The 22395-nt window shown below is 61.1% G+C and carries 18 protein-coding genes and 2 pseudogenes; 17 read left to right on the forward strand and 3 right to left on the reverse strand.

The features are described 5' to 3' along the window. From arcC to CN933_RS29980, 3 genes are all read left to right on the forward strand, one after another. Positions 1-975, forward strand: coding sequence for a carbamate kinase (arcC, locus tag CN933_RS29965; protein WP_010967361.1), 975 nt, complete (start codon positions 1-3; stop codon positions 973-975). A 218-nt stretch (positions 976-1193) separates the two neighbouring features. Further along, positions 1194-1664 (forward strand): hypothetical protein, encoded by a 471-nt coding sequence (locus CN933_RS29970; protein ID WP_010967362.1) that lies wholly within the window; start codon positions 1194-1196, stop codon positions 1662-1664. A 405-nt stretch (positions 1665-2069) separates the two neighbouring features. After that, on the forward strand, positions 2070-2504 hold the full coding sequence (locus CN933_RS29980) for a potassium channel family protein (RefSeq protein WP_102763287.1): 435 nt from the start codon (positions 2070-2072) through the stop codon (positions 2502-2504). Between the two features lie 478 nt (positions 2505-2982). Here CN933_RS29980 and CN933_RS29990 read toward each other — a convergent pair whose 3' ends face one another. Then, positions 2983-3924 (reverse strand): 2-dehydro-3-deoxygalactonokinase, encoded by a 942-nt coding sequence (locus CN933_RS29990; RefSeq protein WP_102763289.1) that lies wholly within the window; start codon positions 3922-3924, stop codon positions 2983-2985. An 84-nt stretch (positions 3925-4008) separates the two neighbouring features. Here CN933_RS29990 and CN933_RS29995 point away from each other — a divergent pair, with 84 nt between their 5' ends. The 10 genes from CN933_RS29995 to CN933_RS30045 all read left to right on the forward strand — a co-directional run bounded on the left by CN933_RS29995 (position 4009) and on the right by CN933_RS30045 (position 14382). Continuing rightward, on the forward strand, positions 4009-4938 hold the full coding sequence (locus CN933_RS29995; RefSeq protein WP_180980853.1) for a dihydrodipicolinate synthase family protein: 930 nt from the start codon (positions 4009-4011) through the stop codon (positions 4936-4938). Further along, the gene (locus tag CN933_RS30000) at positions 4935-6104 is read left to right on the forward strand and encodes a mandelate racemase/muconate lactonizing enzyme family protein (protein ID WP_102763306.1); all 1170 of its coding nucleotides are present in this window, start codon (positions 4935-4937) and stop codon (positions 6102-6104) included. The genes CN933_RS29995 and CN933_RS30000 overlap by 4 nt, the downstream gene beginning before the upstream one ends. Before the next feature lie 32 nt (positions 6105-6136). Beyond that, on the forward strand, positions 6137-7402 hold the full coding sequence (locus tag CN933_RS30005; RefSeq protein ID WP_102763291.1) for an ABC transporter substrate-binding protein: 1266 nt from the start codon (positions 6137-6139) through the stop codon (positions 7400-7402). Between the two features lie 82 nt (positions 7403-7484). Beyond that, on the forward strand, positions 7485-8390 hold the full coding sequence (locus CN933_RS30010; RefSeq protein ID WP_014989919.1) for a carbohydrate ABC transporter permease: 906 nt from the start codon (positions 7485-7487) through the stop codon (positions 8388-8390). 11 nt (positions 8391-8401) lie between these two features. Continuing rightward, positions 8402-9232, forward strand: a complete 831-nt coding sequence (locus CN933_RS30015) for a carbohydrate ABC transporter permease (RefSeq protein ID WP_003532212.1) — start codon at positions 8402-8404, stop codon at positions 9230-9232. Position 9233: 1 nt separating this feature from the next. Then, entirely contained in the window at positions 9234-10322 is a 1089-nt protein-coding gene (locus CN933_RS31675) for an ABC transporter ATP-binding protein (protein WP_164827847.1), read from the forward strand. A gap of 1 nt (position 10323) precedes the next feature. Further along, positions 10324-11304, forward strand: a complete 981-nt coding sequence (locus tag CN933_RS30030) for an NAD-dependent epimerase/dehydratase family protein (protein ID WP_102763292.1) — start codon at positions 10324-10326, stop codon at positions 11302-11304. Continuing rightward, complete coding sequence (locus CN933_RS30035) at positions 11283-12992, forward strand: SMP-30/gluconolactonase/LRE family protein (protein ID WP_102763293.1); 1710 nt, start codon at positions 11283-11285, stop codon at positions 12990-12992. The genes CN933_RS30030 and CN933_RS30035 overlap by 22 nt, the downstream gene beginning before the upstream one ends. A 9-nt stretch (positions 12993-13001) precedes the next feature. Further along, positions 13002-13769: an SDR family NAD(P)-dependent oxidoreductase gene (locus tag CN933_RS30040; RefSeq protein ID WP_164827403.1), complete on the forward strand. Its 768-nt coding sequence runs from the start codon at positions 13002-13004 to the stop codon at positions 13767-13769. A 169-nt stretch (positions 13770-13938) separates the two neighbouring features. After that, positions 13939-14382 (forward strand): VOC family protein, encoded by a 444-nt coding sequence (locus CN933_RS30045; protein ID WP_088198147.1) that lies wholly within the window; start codon positions 13939-13941, stop codon positions 14380-14382. 45 nt (positions 14383-14427) lie between these two features. Here CN933_RS30045 and CN933_RS30050 read toward each other — a convergent pair whose 3' ends face one another. After that, complete coding sequence (locus CN933_RS30050; protein ID WP_102763295.1) at positions 14428-15018, reverse strand: SOS response-associated peptidase; 591 nt, start codon at positions 15016-15018, stop codon at positions 14428-14430. A gap of 57 nt (positions 15019-15075) precedes the next feature. Between CN933_RS30050 and CN933_RS30055 the strand changes: the two are divergent. Further along, positions 15076-15568 (forward strand): annotated as a pseudogene (locus CN933_RS30055) (SOS response-associated peptidase family protein). Here the strand turns inward: CN933_RS30055 and CN933_RS32170 are convergent. Next, positions 15565-15681 (reverse strand): annotated as a pseudogene (locus CN933_RS32170) (DNA polymerase IV); the annotation flags it as partial. The pseudogenes CN933_RS30055 and CN933_RS32170 sit on opposite strands and share 4 nt — an antisense overlap. 3 nt (positions 15682-15684) lie before the next feature. Here CN933_RS32170 and CN933_RS30065 point away from each other — a divergent pair. From CN933_RS30065 to CN933_RS30075, 3 genes are all read left to right on the forward strand, one after another. Then, positions 15685-16800, forward strand: a complete 1116-nt coding sequence (locus CN933_RS30065) for a putative 2-aminoethylphosphonate ABC transporter ATP-binding protein (protein WP_102763296.1) — start codon at positions 15685-15687, stop codon at positions 16798-16800. A gap of 5 nt (positions 16801-16805) precedes the next feature. Beyond that, on the forward strand, positions 16806-18848 hold the full coding sequence (locus CN933_RS30070; RefSeq protein WP_102763297.1) for a putative 2-aminoethylphosphonate ABC transporter permease subunit: 2043 nt from the start codon (positions 16806-16808) through the stop codon (positions 18846-18848). A gap of 184 nt (positions 18849-19032) precedes the next feature. After that, entirely contained in the window at positions 19033-22371 is a 3339-nt protein-coding gene (locus CN933_RS30075) for a M10 family metallopeptidase C-terminal domain-containing protein (RefSeq protein ID WP_102763298.1), read from the forward strand. The last annotated feature ends 24 nt before the right edge of the window (positions 22372-22395 follow it).

The following is a 22395-nucleotide window of genomic DNA, read 5'->3' on the forward strand; positions in this document are numbered from 1 at the left end:
ATGCGCGTCGTGATCGCCTTAGGTGGCAATGCGCTCCTGAAACGAGGGGAGCCGATGACCGCCGAAGTACAACGTCAGAACATCAAGATAGCGGCCGAGGCTATAGCGCCGATCGCCGCCGAGCATCAGATCGTGGTTACTCACGGCAATGGACCGCAGGTCGGGCTATTAGCCCTGCAGGGATCCGCATACAAGCCCGAGGAGGCCTATCCGCTCGATATACTTGGAGCCGAAACCGAGGGCATGATCGGCTACATGCTGGAGCAGGAACTTGGAAACGTCCTTCCTTTCGAGGTGCCGCTGGCAACAATCCTCACGATGGTTGAGGTCGACGGCAACGACCCTGGATTTCAGAATCCCACCAAGTTTGTTGGCCCAGTTTACGACGCAAGCGAGGCGGGAGAGCTTCATCAGCAAAAAGGATGGGTATTCAAGCAGGACGGGAATAAATGGCGTCGCGTGGTAGCCTCGCCGATTCCCAGGCGTATCTTCGAGCTTCGCCCTATCCAATGGCTTCTCGACAAAGGTGCTGTTGTCATCTGTGCCGGCGGTGGCGGAATTCCGACAATGTATGAGCGGGGAAAGGAACGGACACTGATTGGCGTGGAAGCGGTTATTGACAAGGATCTCTGCTCGGCCCTTCTTGCCCGGGATATTGAAGCAGACCTGCTCATATTGGCGACCGACGCAGAAGCTGTATTTACCGGATGGGGAACCCCGGAACGGAAGGCAATCTTCAAGACGAATCCCCGCCGGCTAGGCGAGTTCTCGTTTCCTGCCGGGTCTATGGGACCAAAGGTCGAGGCCGCTTGCCATTTTGTGAATGCAACTGGGCGCGTTGCGGCAATAGGTGCACTGGCCGACATTCCAGCAATGGTGCGTGCTGAGCGGGGCACCATCATAAGCTCGTCGTTTTCTGACATCACGTGGCACGTTGAGGTTCCAATTCCAGGTCCGGCCTCCCGTCCAGTCTAGATTGTCTGCGCACCGTCGGCGGGTACGAAATCGTGATTGCCTTCGAGGTGACGGATAAAGGTCACTGGAACCTCCGATATTCAAAAGCGCCCTTGCGTGAAAAGGTGCAACTGCGAGCAAAGAAATCCCAAATGGCCTCCGCAGTGGCGAAGGCCGCACTGATAACTATGCTGCGAGATGCGGCTTCCGATCCGTTTGACTGAAAGTGGAGCAAGGAAATGGCTGAAAAACAACATATCGACTTGGAGGCCGCACCTGCGAGCGCCAAGGACCTGCGTATGCAACTCCTTCAACGACAGATGGAGGAGATGGAGAAGGAGCGACAGTTCAAAGCGGTACAGGAGCAGAAGCTGACTGACTTTGCCGGCGTATTCCTCGAGGAGCACGTCACGCCAGAGGAGGTCGCCGTCGTGCGCCGCCTCGTGGCGAACGCCGTACGCGACGGAAAATTCGAGGCGATGGTTTACAGCTTCCCTTCGAATCTTTGCACCGATAGTGGCCGCGCAATAAACAGCGCCGACCGCGATTGGCCGCAGACCCTCCAGGGCAAGGCGAAGGAATTCTACGAACGATATCAAAAATTCGGCAAGCCTCAGGGCTTCAAGCTGAAAGCTATGATTGTCAACTTTCCGGGTGGAATGCCGGGTGACGTGGGCTTTTTCCTGAACTGGGCTCCTGATGACGCTTAGGAATGAAGCCTGCATTCCCGAGTTAGGCGACGCCTGGACGACAGACCTCTTGTCGAGACAGTTCTCCGGAGTTGAGCACGACTTGTTAGGCCTAGTCCAAGCCTATGGATTGGCGCATCGTCTCCTGATCGCCGCTCAGAACGTATCTTGCTGGAGCGCCTCCTGGACGCGCCGGCAGAAAGCGTGACTCAATCGCAAATTTCCGGCGGGCATTTCAATCCTGCCGTGTCGCTGGGGCTGCCGTGACCGGCCGAGTTCCGATCGCCCGCGTGGTCGCTTAGTCATCACGCAGGTCGCAGGCGCGATCATTGCCGTCGCGGTACCTTATGTGATTGCCACCGGCAAGGCGGTGTTCGCTACACTGTCGGCGGCGACAATGGCGCGTTCTGGTCGACCCGCCACGGTATGGAGGCATGGGTGCTATTTCGGCTGGCTATCGCGTGCGGTCTTATTGCGGCAACCGTCGCCGTTCAGGCGTCCTTCATGTCCGCCGGACTTGGTGTTTTTCGCAGGCTGGAAGAAGATCGCCGAGATTTTCTGCTTCGTTACCCGACGGTGACGACCGTCATCTGGATGGTCTACCTGATCGTTCCGATCGCACTTGATGTCGTGCTCTGGGCCACTTTCTATTATCTCTCGCGAGCGCTGCCTGACTTTGAAGACGCGCTCTACTTCTCGACCGTCACATTCACGACGGTCGGCTATGGCGACATCGTTCTCGGCAGAGACTGGCGCCAGGTTGCAACTTTCGAGGCCGTCAATGGCTGGATCATCTTCGGATGGGCAACGGCACTGATGATGGCCGTCATCCAGCGTCTGCATTTTCGCGGGAACGACTAGGCAGGGCCCACGGCCGTGAGTGGCGAACGCTGTGCACTCACGCCGGTGGCTGCTGCTCATCGTCATCCTGCCCGTGATTACATCATTGTTCAGTGTGCTGCCAATCAAGGGCTGCACGACCCCCGGCAGCGGACGGGTTCAGAGGCGATTGACAGTTCGGCACTCGGCCCGCTCGCCAGTTAAGCGATGGCGAAAGGCATCATTGCGAAGGAGACGTTCCTTCTTCCGCAGGAGCGGGCCCCAAAGGTAGATGCCACCGCGGGCGTCATAGAGGCGCCATGTCGCCCGCAAATCTCCCGAGCCTGAACCTCGGAGATCGCCGTTTTTCTTTTCGAGGGCAACGGAAAGGGGGGCCACTATTCAACCTCGGGCCCGACGATCAATGGCCGGCAAACACCGGGTAGGACGCGATCTGGGCGAAGAGTTGGTCGCGGTGTCTTGGTTCCCATTGGCCGTGATCAATCGGGAGATCGCTCTTTTATTTCGCGGCGAGGCGATGCCGCCGCCAGATCGTTAGCGCGCCGCGGATCGCCGCGTCGGCAGGCGCGGGCGCGAGTTTCACCCCGAAGTTTTCTGCCACCCTCCCATAGACCTCGACAAGATCGTCGTCTCCGACGACCGCGATCGTGTCACCCTCCTTGAACCAGCCACCGGTCCGAGCCTCTACGAATTCCCACCCGATGATGAGACCGGAAAGGCGGCTTTTCATTTCATCCGGCGCAATGGCGCCCGCAAGCCAGCCGGTCCGAACGGCAAAGAGCCGGGTCAACAAGCCGCCGGCGCGGGTGCTCTCTTCCTGCGCGAGCGCAACGCCTTCCGCGAAGGCGTCAGCGGCGTGATCTCGCTCGGCGGTGGCGACTTTCGACAGGAAGGAATGGTCGGCCAGCGTCGCGTAGATCTCACCGGTGACGAAGGTGCGGAACCGCTCGATGTGGCCGCCGCGGATCTCGGCCCATTTGGCGTGGGTTCCGGGAAGGACGACGATTATGTCCCTGTCGAGGCCGAAGCCGACAAGCTGCGCCTCCTCTCCGCGCATGACGTCCGGAAATGGGAATCCGGTGGGATCAGTCAAGCCAGGCAGGAAAGTGATTCTGTTCCCTTCCGGGAGGCCCTCGGTGCGGGCCGCTGCGGCCACATCCGCTGCGCTTGCCGGGGTCGGCACATAGGGCATCTCGATCCATCCGTTGCGGCTTCCAATCATCCCTGCCGCCACGATATCGAGGGGCCCATACTCGGCGCGCCAGGATGCAAGCGCCTCGCTGACGACGCGCCCATGCTCCCCTTTCGCGATCGACTGAATGCCCCGTTCGCCTTCCTTTTGATCGACGAGCGAGCCGTCCGATCTCACCAGGAAAGCCCGAAAGCCTGTGGTGCCCCAATCGAGCACGACCGTGACGGGTTCGAACGCAGAGTTGGACAAGGTCGATCTCCTTCGAAGTTCGATGATTGACACGACCTATCATGTCCGCGTATGGTCCACAATATAGAAAACAAGTCTCACAATATGGATCGTCTTATGCGGCTGACAGGAATTCTCCCGGTTCTCCCGACCCCTTTCACCGAAACGGGTGTCGACCTTGATGCCATGCGCCGCATCGTTCGTTTCGCTTTGGATGCCGGCGTAGCGGGTGTGGTCTTCCCAGGCTTTGCAAGCGAGGTGGAGGCGTTAACGGGGGAGGAGCGTCAAGCCCTTCTCAAGGTGGTCGCGACCGAGGTGGGGGACCGCGTACCAATCGTGGCCGGCGCCAGCGCGCCGACGGTGGACGAAGTCGTCGCGTATGGTCGACAGGCGCTCGGGCTCGGAATCACGCGGCTGATGATCCAGCCGCCGAAACCGATCGGTGCCGGCGCCGGTGCGGTGACGGCTTTTCTCGCGGCCGCGGCCGCGCAACTGCCCGAGGTGGAAATCATCCTTCAAAACGCCCCGGCGCCGCGTGGTTCGGATCTCGCTCCCGAGGCAGTCCTCGAAGTCGTCCGTCGGGTTGCAGCCGTTCGCTACGTCAAGGAGGAGACGCTGCCCGCGGGGCCGGCGATTACGGCCATCCTGGCGAACGCACCGGAGCATATGCTTGGCGTCATCGGCGGCGGAGGAGCCCGCTACATTCTGGACGAGTACGATCGAGGCGCATGTGCGGCTATGCCGGCACTGGAAATCGCCGATCTGCATGCCGCACTCGACCGCAGTTACCGTGACGGTCGTGGAAGCGAAGCGCGGGCGCTTTACGTCAAGTCTCTACCTCTGTTGGTGTTGCAGGCCGTTTACCGTATGCGCTTGACAAAACATGTGCTCGGCTTGCGTGGGGTTCTCGACAACCCCATTGTACGCGCGCCGACGCCGGATCTCGATGCTTTGGCCGTGCGGGACATCGAACGATGCTTCGAGGAGTGTGGCCTCGAGTCCGTCGGGGCGGACAAATGGAGGCGGACAAAATGAGCGATCGCGTCAAAAAAATCGAAAGCTTCACTCTGACGCTGCCGCGCGAAACGCCTTATCTCGGCAAACCGCGGCCGGGGGAGGAGCCGAACGGGCGCGGTTATCTAGTGCGCAAGGCCAACCGGACCGTCTATCCGACATTCGATCGCAGCGTGCTCGTGCGCATTGAGACCGAGAATGGTGCCGTCGGATGGGGCGAGACCTACGGGCTGGTTGCCCCACGCGCCACGGTGGAGATCATCGATGATCTCCTTGCGGATTTCACGATTGGCCGCGACCCCTTCGATGCGGCGGCTATCCATGACGATCTGTACGACCTCATGCGGGTGCGCGGCTATACCGGCGGCTTTTACGTCGATGCGCTCGCTGCGATCGACATCGCCCTATGGGATCTGGCCGGCAAACTCGCGGGACTGCCTGTATGCAAGCTTCTCGGCGGGCAGCGGCGCGATCGTATCGCGGCATATATCTCCGGGCTGCCCGAGGATACGCGCGCCAAACGCGCAGAACTCGCCGCGGCCTGGCAGGCAAAGGGATTTTCGTCTTTCAAATTCGCATCGCCGGTCGCCGACGACGGCGTCGCGAAAGAGATGGAAATCCTGCGCGAAAGGCTGGGTCCGGCCGTGCGCATCGCCTGCGACATGCATTGGGCCCATACCGCAAGCGAGGCAGTCGCGCTCATCAAGGCGATGGAACCGCACGGACTGTGGTTCGCCGAGGCGCCGGTGCGCACCGAAGATATGGACGGCTTGGTCCGGGTCGCCGAGAGTGTCTCGACGGCCATAGCTGTCGGCGAAGAATGGCGAACCGTTCACGATATGGTGCCGCGCGTCGCTCGCCGTGCGCTCGCGATCGTGCAGCCTGAAATGGGTCATAAGGGGATCACCCAATTCATGCGCATCGGCGCATATGCCCATGTCCACCACATCAAAGTCATCCCTCACGCAACGATCGGGGCCGGCATTTTCCTTGCTGCGAGTTTGCAGGCGAGTGCGGCGCTGGCGAATGTCGACTGCCACGAGTTCCAGCATTCGATCTTTGAACCCAACCGGCGGCTTCTCGTCGGCGATATGGATTGCCTGAACGGCGAGTACGTCGTGCCGACCGGCCCAGGTCTCGGCGTCGAGCCGTCAAAGGAGGCTCAAGGGCTGCTCAAGAAGCATTGAAAGAAGATTCTCTCGGAGGAGTGGAGGAGAAAATGAAGACCATCGGAAAATACGCCGTCGCGGCAACGGTGACCGCAATGCTTGCCTGCGCCGCCTCGGCGGCGCCCGCAAGCGCGGAAGTGCTCAAATTCGTGTCATGGCAGAAGGATGAGAAGGGCATCGGCGACTGGTGGGGTTCGGTGATCAAGGAGTGGGAGGCGAAGCACCCAGGCAATACGATCGAGTGGACCAAGGTCGAGCGCAGTGCCTACTCCGACACGATGACGACACTGTTTGCTGGCGGCACGCCGCCGGATATCGTCCACCTGGCCTCGTTCGAGTTCCAGACCTTCGCCAATAATGGCTGGCTTGAGGATCTTGGCCCCTGGGTCGAGAAGGCGGGGCTCGAGCTCGACGGCTGGAGCGGGCAGGACATCTGCAACTTCCAGGATACGACCGTCTGCATCATGATGCTCTATTACGGCACGATCTTCGGCTACAACGAGGAGATGTTGAAGCAGGCGGGCGTCGACGTACCTACGAATTACGAGGAATTCCTTGCCGCGGCTCGAGCGACGACCAAGGACCTGAACGGTGATGGCATTGTCGATCAGTTCGGAACCGGCCACGAAACCAAGGGTGGCGGTGGCCAGTACATAGCCGAGATGGCGAGTTACCTTTTCGACGCCGGCGCGCGCTTCACCAATGCCGAAGGCGAGGTGACCATAGACACCCCTGAGATGGTCGAGGGGCTGACGCGCTGGAAGACGGTGGTCAAGGAAAACCTGACACCGCGCGATCTATCGGCCGGCGAAGTCCGCAAGCTCTTTGCCGATGGAAAGATCGCGCTGAAGGTCGACGGTCCCTGGATTTACTCCATCATGCAGCAGGGAGCGGCGAAGGATAAGCTGAAGCTCGCAAGCGTTCCCTTCGACCCGCCGCTCGGCGGCTCCTCCAACATTCTCGCCATGCCGAGCGAGATTACCGAAGAGAAGAAGCAGCTTGTCTGGGATTTCATCGCAATTGCGACTTCCGACAAATTCCAGACCAGCTTCGCGACGCTTGCCGCCTCAACGCCGCCGAGCCCGCGCGCCGATCTCACCGAAGCCAAGGCGCAGATTCCGCATTTCGACCTGATGGCGCAGTCGCAGAAGGCAGCGGCAGACCACAAGATCGACCGCATTCCCATCGGCCTCGAGATCCAGTTCAACGAGTTCTCGAAAATGATCCAGGAGGAGGCGCAGAGGATGATAATCGAAGATCTCGATCCTGCTGCGGTCGCCAAGACAATGCATGAGAAGGCCGAGGCGCTTCAATAGACGCTTGCCGCCCTCGGCACATAAAGGAAAACCGGGCGCCCCTTATGTGGCGTCTGGTCCCCGCAAGAAACAAGAGGCAATCATGAGCCTACGCTTCCTCGATCTGGCACGGCCGAGCCGGCAGCATTGGCTGGGCTATCTGTTGTTGCTGCCGGCCGTCGCGCTGGTCGCCCTGATCATCGTCTATCCGCTGTTCGTGTCCCTCGACTTGTCTTTCCAGAAGATCGGCATGGCGACGCTCAGCGCACCGCGCAAGCCGTTCACACTGGAAAACTACCACAAGCTATTCGCCTCGCCGGATTTCTGGAACTCGTGCTGGGTGACGATCAAGTTGGTCGTGGTCGTCAGTGCAGCCTGTTTCGCCGTCGGTCTGGGAACGGCCTTGCTGGTCAATAACCGTTTCAAGGGGCGGACGCTGGCGCGTCTCTTCGTGGCTCTGCCCTGGGCCGTTCCCGAAGTCATCGCCGTCGTCATTTTCGCTTGGATCTTCGATTCTTCCTTCGGCTTGATGAACTGGCTCTTCATCAAGCTTGGCATCACGAGCCAGATGATCAACTGGTTCTCCGAACCGACCGCCGCATTCTGGGTGGTGGCGATAACGATGATCTGGAAGGGTTACCCCTTCGTCTCCATCATGACGCTTGCCGGTTTGCAGTCCATTCCGGAAGATTTCTACAACGCCGCCAAGGTCGATGGCGCGAACGCGTTCCAGCGCTTCTGGTACATCACCATTCCCGTGCTCATGCCTGTTCTCGGCGTGACGTCGGTGCTCGTTGTCCTTTGGGTCTTCCGGGATTTTTCAATAATCAAAGTGCTGACCGACGGCGGGCCGCTCAAGGCGACGCAAACGCTCTCGATCATGACCTACGATCAGGCTTTCGGCTTCTTCAACATGGGTTACGCCTCCGCAATCGGCATCGTAACCCTCGTGCTGTGCGTCGTCGCCAGCCTGTTGATGCTCGGCCGTAAGTCCCAGGCAATGTATTAGGAGGTCGAGCGATGCAGCGCACCACCCTTCAAACGCTCTCGCTCTACGCCGGCCTTGCCGTCGTCTGCGGTGTCCTTCTCTTTCCTATCTATTGGCTGTTCGTCACGGCGCTGTCGACGCTCGCGGAAATCCGCCAGTTGCCGCCGTCCTTCTGGCCGGCCGAACCGCAGTGGAGCACCTTCGCCAAAGTGGGTACCGAGCGGCCGATCTTCCTGTGGCTGTGGAACTCGACGCTCGCGGCGCTCGGTTCTGTAGCCCTGTCGATGGTTGTTTCGGTCTTCGCAGGCTACAGCCTGTCGCGCTTCAGCGTGAAGGGCGGGCGATCGCTCGGCCTCTTCATTCTCACGGCGAAGATGTTGCCGGCAACGCTGCTTGTCATTCCGCTTTTCGGCATCTTCCGCTCGATGGGGCTGATCGGGAGCCTCTGGTCGCTTGTCCTCGCCCATGCGACGCTGATCATCCCCTTCACCACCTGGATGTTGAAGGGTTACTTCGACACGATCCCGCGCGAGTTGGAGCAGGCGGCGATGGTCGATGGCTGCTCACCGCTTGGCGCCCTGTTCCGGGTCGTGCTTCCGGTAGCGACGCCTGGTCTAGCTGCAACGGCGCTTTATGCCTTCGTCCTCTCCTGGGCGGACTATGCCTATGCTCGCACCTTCCTGACCAATGCCCAGGGCAGTTGGACGGCCAATCTCGGCATCACCACGATGAAGGGCGAGTACGTCACCGACTGGAACGAGATCTCGGCGGCGGCCGTGTTCATCGCGCTGCCGATCATCCTCATCTACCTGTTCCTCGAACGCTATTTGGTCGGCGGCCTGACTGCCGGCGCGGAGAAGTGAAATGGCCGGAATAAGCATTCAAAACGTCTACAAGGACTACGGAGCGCTCAACGTGCTCAAGGAGTTCTCGCTGGAGATCGCGGATGGCGAGTTCGTCGTACTGGTCGGTCCTTCGGGTTGCGGCAAGTCAACGATGTTGAAAATTCTTGCCGGGCTGGAGCCGGCAAGCGGTGGCAAGATCATGATCGGCGACAGGGACGTGACGGACCTTGCCCCGGGCGACCGCGACATCGCGATGGTTTTCCAGAACTATGCTCTCTACCCGCATCTGACGGTGGGTCAGAATATGGGCTTCGGGCTCAAGATGCGTGGGATGCTCAAGACAGAGATCGACAAGCGGGTCCGCGCGGCGGCCAAGATCCTCGCAGTCGACCATCTGCTGGACCGGCGACCGAAGGCGCTTTCGGGCGGACAACGCCAGCGCGTCGCACTCGGCCGCGCTATCGTGCGCGAGCCGCGCGCCTTCCTTATGGACGAGCCGCTTTCCAACCTCGACGCCAAGCTGCGCGTCCATACGCGCGCCGAGATCAGCGCGCTTCACAAGCGCATCGGGGTCACGACGGTCTATGTCACGCACGATCAGATCGAGGCGATGACCATGGCCGATCGTGTCGTCATCATGCGTGACGGCGCCATCCAGCAGATCGCCGACCCTGATACTTTGTTCGCCAAGCCGGAGAACCTCTTTGTCGCCGGGTTCATCGGCTCGCCGGGCATGAACTTCCTGCGCGCCAGGATCGAAGCCGGCAAGCTGACGCTCTTCGGCCAGACCTTCAATGCGGCTGTCGGCGTCGGCGCGGGAGAGATCATCGTCGGCATCCGGCCCGAACACCTCGCGCTCGGTCCAGGTGACGTCACATTCACCGTAAAGCCGACTTTGGTGGAAAGCCTCGGCTCGGAAAAGTACGTCTACTTCGAACCTGGCGAGCACGCCTACAGAGCGGATGCGCGCGACGAGGAGCGCGGCAAGGGTCTTATCGCCCGTATCGCACACGCAGGCCCCATCCGCGAGGGCGAAGAGCTTGTGCTCTCGTTCAATGCCTCAGAGGTCCACCTCTTCGACGCAAAGACAGAAAAGGCAGTAAACTGACATGAAAGTGCTTGTAACGGGCTCTGCCGGAAGGGTCGGCGCCTTTGTCGTCCGGCGGCTGATTGCCGGCGGCCATCAAGTCCGGGGCTTCGACCTTCGCTCGGCCGGTATCGAGGACGGCGGCTTCGACGAAGTCGTCGGGGCCTTCGACGATCGGGAAGCGGCGATACGCGCTTGCGAAGGCACCGACGCGGTGCTTCATCTCGGCGCTTTCATGTCCTGGCTGGAAAGCGATCGCGACAAACTCTTTCGGGCCAATGTCGAGGGGACGCGCATCGTGCTCGAGGCCGCGGCCGCGGCTAAGGTCGGGCGCTTCGTCTTCGCGAGTTCCGGCGAGGTCTACCCGGAAAACAAACCGGAGTTTCAACCGATTACCGAAGACCACCCGAAGAAGCCGCTGTCGCCATACGGCCTGACCAAGCTTCTCGGCGAGGAACTGGTGACGTTCCAGGGGCGCGTATCGTCGATGGAGACGGTAATCCTGCGCTTCTCGCACACGCAGAACGCAAGTGAGCTGCTCGATCCCGAAAGCTTCTTCTCCGGGCCGCGCTTCTTTCTTCGACCCAAAATCAAGCAGCAGGAAAACTTTGGCAATAAGGCTGCGGCCGATCTTCTGCGTGCGGCCGACCCCGGTCGGCCCGCGCTGGTGCTGACCCGCAATGAAGAGGGACGGCCGTTCCGAATGCATATAACTGACACCCGCGACATGGCCCAAGGCGTGCTGCTTGCACTTACGCACCAAAGGGCAGCCGGTGGTATCTTCAATCTGGGAGCTACCGAAGCTGTTGACTTCGCCGAGATCCTGCCCGTAATGGCGCAAAAGACCGGGTTGCCGCTTATGACGGTGGATCTGCCTGGCGCCGGTGTTTGGTATCACACATCCAATCAGCGCATTCGCGAGACACTCGGTTTCGAGCCTGACTGGCCGATCATGCGAATGCTGGACGAGGCGGTAGCGGAATGGACGACAAGGCAGGCTTAGGCGGGCTGGAGGATCGCGGTGCGCCGGCGGGGGCGGCAGCGCTCGCCAAGGGGCTTGCTCTCCTCGACCTCATAGCCGAGGCGCCGAAACCGCTGCGCTTCGCCGATCTGCAGAAAATGAGCGGTGTGCCGAAGCCAACGCTTGCGCGCATGCTCAAGACGCTGATGGTCTTCCGGCTGATCCGGCAGGACGAGACCACGGGGGCCTATCTGCTCGGCCACCGTTTTGTCGAGCTCTCACATCGGGTTTGGGACAAATTCGACCTCGTCAGCGCCGCCATCCCCGAACTCGATCGCCTTGCGAGCGAGCTCGGAGAGACGGTTGCGCTTTGCCGGCTGGACGGTCAGCGCGTGGTCTATCTGGAGGAGCGGTCAAGTGGTGGTTTGGGCGTGTTGATCGAGGTCGGTCGGCGCGTGCCGATTCATTGCACTGCGGCCGGCAAGGTCCTGCTTGCGTTTCAGGAGCCGTCTTTCGCCCGGTCGCTGGCGGGGCAGATCACATATGATCGATTTACGCCAAACACCATCACGGATTCGCAGGCGCTGGAGGCCGATCTCGTTCTGACACGTGCCCGCGGCTACGCCGTTTCCTACGAGGAGCATCTGGCCGGGGTCAATTCCGTCGCTGCTCCGATCGCCGGGCGCGATGGAGTGCCACTCGGCGCACTCGTCGTGCTTGGGCCGGCTTCCCGCCTCGACAGTTCCGCCATCCATCCGGCTGGGCGCGAGTTGATGGCGGCGGCGCGACGGATCACTGGCACGGTCGGGGCGGTTGCGATCAGCTCTGGACCACGCCCCCGCACGCGCTCGGGGGGCTTCAGCGACGTGCAATGCGTCTTGCCCTGGGGCGCTCAGCTCGGAGAAGCACCAGTTTGGGTCGAAAGGGAGAAGCGGCTCTATTGGGTGGACATCCTGCATCCGGCTGTGCACCGCTTCGACCCCGTCACTGGTAAGAACGAGAGCTGTAACGTCGCCAAACTCGTCAGTGCTGTCCTTCCGACGCGGAATGAGGGACTGATCGTCGCCTCCCAGGATGGCGTCGAGCACTTCGATTTCGACCGCGGCGACTTTAACCCCTTCGCCGAGCCGGAACCCGGGTTGCCGGAAAACCGCCTGAATGACGCCAAAGTCGATCCGAGCGGCCGCCTATGGGTGGGATCGATGCGGCTCGACGTGAGCCGCCCGACCGGCAGCCTTTATCGCCTTACGAGTGCCGGCGAAGTAACCCGCGCCGGGAGCGGTTTCACGGTCGCCAATGGGCTGGCCTGGAGTCCGGACAGTTCGACCTTTTACTTCGTTGATACGGTGCCGGGCATCATCTATGCCTACGACTTCGATGCACGCGAGGGGAGCATCGCCAACCGCCGTGTCTTCGTTAGGGTGCCCGAGGCGGAAGGCCGCCCGGACGGCCTTGCTGTCGATGCCGATGGCGGGATCTGGTGTGCGATCTGGGACGGATGGCGCGTGAACCGCTATAGGCCAGATGGCCGGCTGGATCGAGCCGTCGAACTGCCGGTGCCGCGCCCCACCAGCGTTGCCTTCGGCGGGGACGATCTTGCGACTTTGTTCATCACCAGTGCGCGCACCCGTCTCCCGGCCTCAACGCTGACGGAAGCACCGCTCTCCGGCGGCATTTTTGCCTGCAATCCCGGCGAGCGCGGCCTGCCCACCTCGCTCTTCGGCGTCTGAGGGACAGTTGTGAGCACGTATAAGGACATATTTTCGCTGAAGGGCAGAACAGCTCTGGTGACCGGCTCGAGCCGCGGCATCGGGGCCTCGATCGCACAAGCCTATGCAGCGTATGGCGCGCGTGTTGTCCTGCACGGACAGAGGCCCGGCGCTACGGCCGAAATTGAAAAGGCAATACGCGCTGCCGGCGGTGACGCGGTCTCGATCCATCGCGAGCTTTCGCCGCCCAGTGCCGGGCGCGACTTGATTGCGGCGGCTGAAGGCGCCGCAGGTCCCCTGGATATTTTGGTGATCAACGCATCGGCGCAAATCAACGGGGCGCTCAACGATGTGACACCTGAGGATTTTGCCACCCAGATCGATGTCAACCTTCGCTCTACAGTCGAGATGCTGCAGGTGGCGTTGCCCGCCATGGCGGAACGCGGCTGGGGCCGCGTCGTCAACATTGGTAGCATCAACCAGTTGCGGCCAAAATCCATCGTCTCCATTTATGCGGCGACCAAGGCAGCCCAGCATAACCTGATCCAAAGCCTCGCTCGCGATTATGCCTCCCGCGGCGTGCTACTCAACACACTTGCACCGGGACTCATCGACACGGACCGAAACGCCGCCCGCCGCGACGGCGATCCTGAGGCATGGTCGAACTACGTCCGGACGCTCAACTGGATGGGCCGCGCAGGCAGGCCCGACGAAATGGTGGGCGCTGCGCTCTTTCTCGCCTCGGATGCGTGTAGCTTCATGACCGGTGAGGCCGTCGTGATGTCGGGTGGCTTCTAGAGGGTCGTCGTATTCGATTGTGTCATGCGGGTAGCGCATGAATTTCGCTGGTGTCACATGGCATGAATTTCGGTTGACATGGAAACACGTGACACGGCACTGCTGTTTGGACGCAAAGACAGCGCGAAACTGGATGTGGCAAGCCACCGGTTTAACGGGAGAATTGCTCGTGAAGCCCCGCATTTCTGTACTGACGCTTGGCGTTGCAGATCTTGAACGGTCTCTCGCTTTCTATCGTGACGGACTGGGACTGCAGACTCCAGGGATCGTGGGCCGCGAATTCGAGCATGGCGCCGTCGCGTTCTTTGATCTTTCGAACGGTGTCAAACTTGCGATCTGGGATCAGGACGATTTAGCTCACGATAGCGGACTGACGAAAGTGCCGGCCAGCAGCACATCGTTCTCGATCGGCCACAACGTCTCGCAACGAAGCGAGGTGGATGAAGTCATGGAACAGGCACGCGAAGCGGGCGCGGCCATCGTGAAGCCCGCCCAAGAGACGTTCTACGGGGGATATGCGGGCTACTTCACCGATCCCGATGGCCATCTGTGGGAGGTCGTGTGGAATCCGGCCAATTTGCCGGAGGAGACTGACTTGAGTCCACTCCCGTAAGGCTTAAGGCTTCCGCGAAGAGCGATGTTGCAGAGTGTTTACCAGTTAGCCCACGTGATCGATGACTAAAGTGCCTGCGGGTAGAGGTTTGATGAGCGACTTGGCGGAAACGGTCGGATTCAGCCAGTCGGCCCAGGCGTTCCGCTCCAGAATAACAATCTGTCGATCGTGGTAGGGGGCAATGTCCGCTCCCGGCTCCATCGTTAGCATGGTGAAGGCCTGGCCGACCTCCGGCGTCTCACGCCAGATTCCGGCGATACAGAAGATCGGCTCGTCCTTCTTGGTGAAGAGCCATTTGTCCTTGCGTTTCTTCTTCGGGTCCTTCGGTTCGGTGAACTCGTAAAAGCCGTCGGCGATGATCAGGCAGCGATTGGAATTGAACTCGCGACCCTCAGATCGGAAATTATACACCGGCCGTTTGTTCGGTCCGGGCCAGCTCCAGCGCCGCTGCACGAGCTCGACTTCATCCGGGGCTCCGTCAAGCGTTCTGACGATGGGGCCGACATCGGTGATCTTGATGTCCTCGCGCGGTTCAAGATTCGGCGCGCCTTCGCCGAAACGGACCTTGATCTTCAGGTCGGCGAAGTCCTCGATGATCGAGGCGACATCCACCATCAGCCGATAATCATTGCACATGCGTCCTCCATCTCAGGTCTGATTGTGTGGGGAAGTTGTTCCTGCTATGTTCTAACTATGACGAGTGCGACCGTTTTCCAGTCCGACGCTCCGCTCGACGAGCGCCGGGTGATCATAAGGCGCCATGACGGCGATGTGGAGATGGTGGAATTGCCGTGGGGGCTGCGCCCGCGCGACGGCGATGCGCGCGCCGTGAACGTCGTTCGATCGGAAGGAAGGACGTTTCCGACCCACCGCTGCCTGGTGCCCGCTTCCGAGTTTCGCCACCGAACCTTCAGTTTCTCGCTCGCGAATGGTGACTGGTTCTATTTCGCGGGGATTTGGCGGCCGGCGATCAACGACTGGCCAGACTCCTATGCCATCCTGACGATCGAGGCGAATGACGATCTTGCGCCGATTCAGGCAGATGGTGGTGCTGAGACGGGAGCAACGCATGGCCTGGTTCGACGGACTGGTACCCGAAGGCGAAATCCTTCGCCGGCTGCCGGCAGGGACATTCCGGGTTACGCGCCATTCAACCTCTCCTGTTCAGCCGATGCTGGCAGTCTAAAGCGCCAGCCGCAGCTGCGGTTCCGTTTGTAGCGTCTGCCGTTCCAACGATGACAGGGAAACGCCGAGCAGGCGGATTCCCCTTCGCGGCGGAAAGATTGGTGCGAGAAGCCCGCTATCCATCAGATCGAAAGACGGCCATTCCTCGAAATCGGCGGCCTCTGGAAGGCCTATGGCGATTTCGTCGCGCTGCGCGACATCGACCTTCAGGTGAAGGAGGGCGAATTCATCTGTTTCCTCGGACCTTCCGGCTGCGGAAAGACCACGCTTCTGAGGGCCATCGCCGGCCTCGACATCCAGTCGCGGGGCACCATTTGGCAAGGCGGGCAGGATATTTCCAGGCTACCGCCGGCGCAGCGGGACTATGGCATCGTCTTCCAGTCCTATGCGCTCTTCCCGAATTTGACCATCGAGAAGAACATCGCCTTCGGGCTCGAGAATATCGGCCGCCCGCGGCACGAAATCGCCTCACGCGTCGCTGAGCTTCTGGAACTCGTCGGCTTGGGCAGCCAGGGCCGGAAGTATCCGGCCCAGCTATCCGGCGGACAGCAGCAGCGCGTGGCGCTTGCCCGCGCCATGGCGATCTCGCCGGGCCTGCTGCTTCTCGACGAGCCCCTGTCGGCGCTCGACGCCAAGGTGCGCGTGCATCTGAGACACGAGATCAAGGAGCTGCAGCGCAAGCTCGGCGTCACCACGATCATGGTCACGCACGATCAGGAAGAGGCGCTCTCCATGGCAGACCGGATCGTCGTCATGAACCATGGCGGCATCGAACAGGTCGGTACGCCGACCGAGATCTATCGCCACCCGAGGACACTCTTCGTCGCCGACTTCATCGGCGAGACCAACCAGTTCCCCGCAACGGTCGGGAAGGGGGCGCAAGTCGAAATCGGTCACACGCGATTTGCCTGTGCCGAGCATCGGTTACCCCCGGGTTCGGCGGTCGTAGCCGCTGTCCGTCCAGCCGATATCATCCCGCACGGCGCCGCCGCCCATCGGGCGACCGGGCTCGATGCCGTCGGCAATGCGGACAATCTCATCGACGCCCATGTGGAGGATATGGAGTTTCTCGGCATGTTCTGGCGCACACGGCTCTCAGCCCCGCGCCTGAAAGAGAAGGCGCTCGTCGCGGATTTCTCGACAAACGCGGTTCGCCGCCTGAGCATCGAGATCGGCAGCGCCATTCAGGTCGAAATCCCGCAGGAACGCCTGCTCCTTTTTGCAAAGGCCTGACGCGAATGACGCTTGCTGTCGATTTCCTCCCGCCCGGCCGAGCCGTTCGCCAGCAGATTTCCGGCGACGACAGGCTCAAACGCGCAGTCATGCTCGTCGTCGGCATCTATCTGGTCGTCGCTCTTGCACTACCGCTCTTCGTGATGCTGTCGAAATCGTTCTCCACCTACACGTTCGATCTCCGCCAGTTCGAGTTCCAAGTGAGCGACCAAAGCGGGCAGGGGTGGAGCGATGCCGTGACCGCTGCGGCGCTCAATGCCGCCGTCGCCGCCTTCCCGGAAAGCGATCTCAAGGCCAGCGCCGATGGGCGGCTGCAGGCGGCGAAGCTCTTCCCGGATTTCAGCTTCCGCAGCCCGGTCAGATATCGCATTCGCGGCACGAGCGACGAGGCGCACTTTCTTGCCGGTTCGCAGCTGGTGCGCGGTACCGAGTGGCAGGAATATGACAGCAACAATTTCCGCAGGGTAATGCTGCGGCCCTCGCGCTCGATCGGACTTTCCAATTTCGCCGAGTATTTTTCAACACCTTCGCTCGTCCGTTCGATCAGGAATTCGGTGACGATGGCGCTGATCAGCACCGCAGTCACGCTCGTCGTCGCCTTCGGGCTCGCCTATGCCGTGAACAGGAGCCGGATGCCGGGGAAGGGGCTGTTCAAGCTCATCGTCACGATCCCGATCCTGGTTCCGTCCCTCTTGCCGGGCATCGCGCTCGTGTACCTGTTCGGAAATCAGGGCGTCTTTAAGGATCTGTTGTTCGGTCATTCGATCTATGGCCCGCCCGGCATCGTCGTGGGCTCGGTATTTTTCACGCTGCCGCACGCATTTCTGATCATATCGACGGCTCTCTCGGTCGCCGATGCCCGTCACTACGAGGCGGCGACGTCGCTTCGCGCAAGCAAGTGGCGGACCTTCTGGACGGTGACCGTGCCCGGTGCCCGATACGGCCTGATCTCCGCGGCTTTCGTGGTCTTCACGCTGGTCATAACCGATTTCGGCCTGCCCAAGGTGATCGGCGGGCAATATGGCATGCTGGCCGTCGACATCTACAAGCAGGTGATCGGTCAGCAGAATTTCGAAATGGGCGCCGTCGTGTCGGTCATCCTGCTCGTTCCGGCATTTCTGGCCTTCGTCGTCGATCGCATGACGCAGCGCCGGCAGGTGGCTTTGCTTTCCGCGCGCGCCGTCCCCTACGAGCCGAAGCCGCGGCGCGGTTTCGATGCGGCTTGTTTCGCATTCTGCTCCCTGGTCGCGGTCTTCGTCCTCGGGATGATCGGCATGTGCCAGGTTGCGGCGGTCGTGAAATTCTGGCCATACGACCTCAGCCCGTCGCTGCGCAACTATGCCTTCGACCTTATGGATGGCGGCGGCTGGGATGCCTATTACAATTCTATCCGGCTCGCTCTCATGACGGCTGTGATCGGCTCGCTGATCGTGTTCACCGGCGCCTACATGGTCGAAAAGACCAAGGGCTTCGGGCTCGGCCGGGCGACCTTTCATATGCTCGCAATGCTCCCGATGGCCGTGCCGGGCATGGTGCTGGGACTTGCCTATATCTTCTTCTTCAACAATGCCGCAAACCCGCTTCACGGCATCTACGGCACGATGACCATTCTGGTGCTGTGCACCGTCACGCATTTTTACACCGTCGCCCATCTGACGGCGCTCACTGCGCTGAAGCAGTTGGATCCGGAGTTCGAGGCTGTGGCGGGTTCTCTGAAGATACCTTTCTACAAGCTCTTCTTCCGGGTCACACTGCCGGTTTGCCTTCCTGCCGTGCTCGAGATCGCGATCTATCTCTTCGTCAACGCCATGACGACGGTCTCGGCAGTGGTGTTCCTCTATGCCACGGATACCAAGCTCGCCTCGGTTGCCATCCTGAACATGGATGACGCGGGCGACATAGCGCCGGCGGCCGCGATGGGCATGATGATCTTCTACACCAATGTTGCGGCAAAACTTCTTCATGCGTTTGTATCGCGGCTTCTTCTTGCCCGCACACAGGGCTGGCGGCGTGTATCGCAGAGTGCAGCGGCCACCGCTCCGCACTGACCGCCGCGCCGGCTAAGGTGACGTCACCCCCGGCTTTGTGGGGGTGACAAGTCGACGTTTCCAATCTCATTATTTCAGGTGGGGCTGACGGGCAGGCGCACGCCAAGCGTGCGGGGTGGAAAATTGGCAGCTGCAGAACGGCAAAGCCGTAAATGCGCACAATCGTCAGAGAGGGAAGCTTAAGATGCCGAACCCTAGCCAGACCAGCGACAATTGGTGGATCAACGATCAGACGCCGGATAACCCTTATGGCAAGAGCGAGGACTATGAGTCCTTTCTCGACTACCTTGGGGCGTTGCCCCGCAGTCTGACGCCGGAACTGGCTGCGGGAACGCTGAGGATCAACGTTTACGAGCTCAACGATCACCCCGAATACAAAGCCGCCGCGATCGGCGCGTTGCAGATGTGGGCGTCCGTCACCCCTCTAAAATTCGAGATCGTCGACGACGCACCGTTCGACAGCACGACGGACTGGATGGAGGTCGTCAGCCCCGAGCTCGGCGAGGAGGACGATGGCAGCGCCTATTCGAGCAACCGCTATGTCAGCATCGGGCAGCGTTTCCACGACACGGAACCCAATAAGGCGGACATCGGCGGCTATGTCTTCGATTCCTTCATCCATGAGTTCGGCCATGAATTCGGACTGAACCATCCCGGACTTTACAATTACAGCGGTCCCGGCGGCGTGCAGATCAACTATCTGAACAATGCGACTTGGACTTATGATCGCCAGCAATACAGCGTGATGTCCTATTTCGACGGGATCGATGTCGGGGAAACCAGCCGCTGGTCTGCCTCGACGCCCCTCATGGCCGACATCGAGGCGGTCATCCGCCGCTTTTTCTCGACCGTGGACGAGAACGGAGTGCGCACTTATCAGCACATCGAACTCAACACGGGGGACAACGTCTACGGCTTCGGGAGCACGCAATACGGCTATCAGTTGACCTCCTCGGGCATGCAGCATGACATCGGCTTTGCGATCCACGATACGGGCGGAACCGACACGATCGACTTCTCCGGCTCGACCGCGGGTACGATCCTCGACTTGCGCGCCGGTCAGTTCTCCAGCGTCAACGGTCACAGCAACAACGTGTCGATCTTCGCCGGCCACAACGCGGATGGGACCGATTATTACATCGAGAACGGCATCGGCAGCAGTTTCGACGACATTCTGATCGGCAATGACGGCGCCAACACGCTCGATGGCCGTGGCGGTGGCGACCGCATGGCCGGCAATGGCGGCGACGATACTTACTTCGTCGATTCACTTGACGACATCGTTCGTGAGGAGGTCAACGGCGGCAACGACACCGTCATCCTCCTGTCCAGGAACCTGAAAATCAGGAAAATCGCCAACGTCGAAAACATCATCTATGCCGACGAGTCGACGACGCAGCCTGGCGGCGGCGGAGCGTCGCCGCCCAGCATCGGCGACAACACGATGACAAGCATCATTTTCGGCGGCAGCGGAAACGATACCCTCGACGGAGGCGCCGGCGACGACACGATCTTTGGTCAGGGTGGTGACGACCTGATTATCGGGGGCCGCGACTCGCTCGCCAGCCGCGACATCAACAATACGATCGACGTCGAAGACCTCGAAGACCAGACCGAGAGCGATGACGGAAACGATACGCTCTACGGCGGGGCCGGCAACGACACGATCCTCGGCGGCCAGGGCAATGATATTCTCGACGGCGGCGCCGGCGACGATACGCTGAGCGGCCAGGACGGAGTTGATATATTCAGGGGCGGGGCGGGGATCGATACCGTCGATTTCAGCAGGGAAAGTCCGTTTCAGCTGCTCGTCAACCTTGCCACGAATGTCGCCAGCGGCGGCACCGCCTCGGGCGACACTTTCTACAGCATCGAAAACCTGATCGGGTCCGATGACCGCATCGACCGCTTCATCGGCACATCCGCCGCAAATCACTTCTGGGGCCAGGGCGGCGGAGATTACTTCAATGGCGGCGGCGGCAACGACACCCTGGATGGCGGCAACGATGGCGACATCCTGTATGGCGAGGCCGGCAATGATACGATCATCGGCGGCGCCGGTCAGGACTATCTGGATGGTGGTTCCGGTATCGACACGGTCGTCTATGCGGGTAGCCCTGACGGCGTCACGATCGATCTTGCCAACGGCACTGCCAGCGGCGGCGACGGTGATGGGCCGGTGCAGATCGTCGGGCGAGGCGCGGTTATCCGGCACGATATGCTGGTCGGCTTCGAAAATGCCGTCGGCTCGTCCTTTGACGATCATCTCATCGGCAATGCGCAGGCCAACGATCTCGCCGGCGGTGCTGGCGACGACACGCTGACCGGCGGCGGCGGCGCCGACAGATTGAACGGCGGCGCCGGCAGCGACACGGCAGACTACGCCGATGCGGCGAGCGGCGTCAGGCTCAGTCTCACTGGAGGCAGGTCCGGCGGAGACACGTATATCTCCATCGAGAATCTCGCAGGATCGGGGTTCAATGACCGGCTGACCGGCAATGGTGCGGCCAACGTGTTGACCGGCCAGGGCGGCAACGACACAATCGACGGCGGCCGCGGCGACGACACCCTGCTCGGCGATTTTGCCTATCAGGGGGACGCGCCGCCACGCCCGGGTATGGGAACCGGCTACGCGACGCTCGGACCGGACGCGACGAACAATTCGATCGCGGCCGCGTTCGACATCTCCGACAACTTCTCCCTGACCAGCGACCCCGATATCTTCGACTCGACCACCGTCCTTCATACGACCGTCAACGCCACCGGCAACGGCCAGGGCGGATACTACAAGATCGATCTGGCGGCCGGTACGGTGATTACGATCGACATCGACGGTATCGCCGATCCGAACGTCCATGACAGTTGGGTCAGGCTGCTCGACAGCGCCGGCAACATCGTCGCTCAGAACGATGACGGCGGCGGCGATCCGGGCTCTGCCAGCAACCGGGATTCGAGCCTGGTATTCGTGGCTCAGGAGACCGGAACCTATTACATACTGGAAGGCAGCTGGTCGCCCACGGCGCCGGGCGACGGCTGGGCAGAAGCCGTGCCGGCAGGCTCGTCATACGAGCTTAATGTGTCGGTCGAGTTCCCTCCGGCTCCGGCCCAGCCGGGCGTCGCGGGATCGGACACCCTGATCGGCGGCGCAGGCAGCGATCTGCTGGATGGCGGACTGGCGGCAGACATGCTCACCGGCGGCGCGGGAGAGGATACATTCCGCTTCTCGACGGCGCTTGGGAACGGCAATGTCGACTGGATCAAGGACTTCGATGTCATCGACGACACGATCCTGCTGGACAACCTCGTTTTCGAAAGCGTGGGTGGCGAAGGCACTCTCGCCCTGGGCGCATTTTACGGAAGCGCGGGAGGTGTCGCCCATGACGCAGACGACCGCATCATATACGACACGGACAGCGGCGCCTTGTCCTATGACGCCGATGGCGGCGGAGACGTTGCAGCCATTCAGTTTGCGCAGCTGAGCACGAATCTGAGGCTTTCGGCCTCCGACTTCATTATCATCTGACGCACGGACGGGGGCGCCTCAGGC

It is taken from the genome of Sinorhizobium sp. M4_45, assembly GCF_002885915.1.
Classification (GTDB): domain Bacteria; phylum Pseudomonadota; class Alphaproteobacteria; order Rhizobiales; family Rhizobiaceae; genus Sinorhizobium; species Sinorhizobium meliloti_A.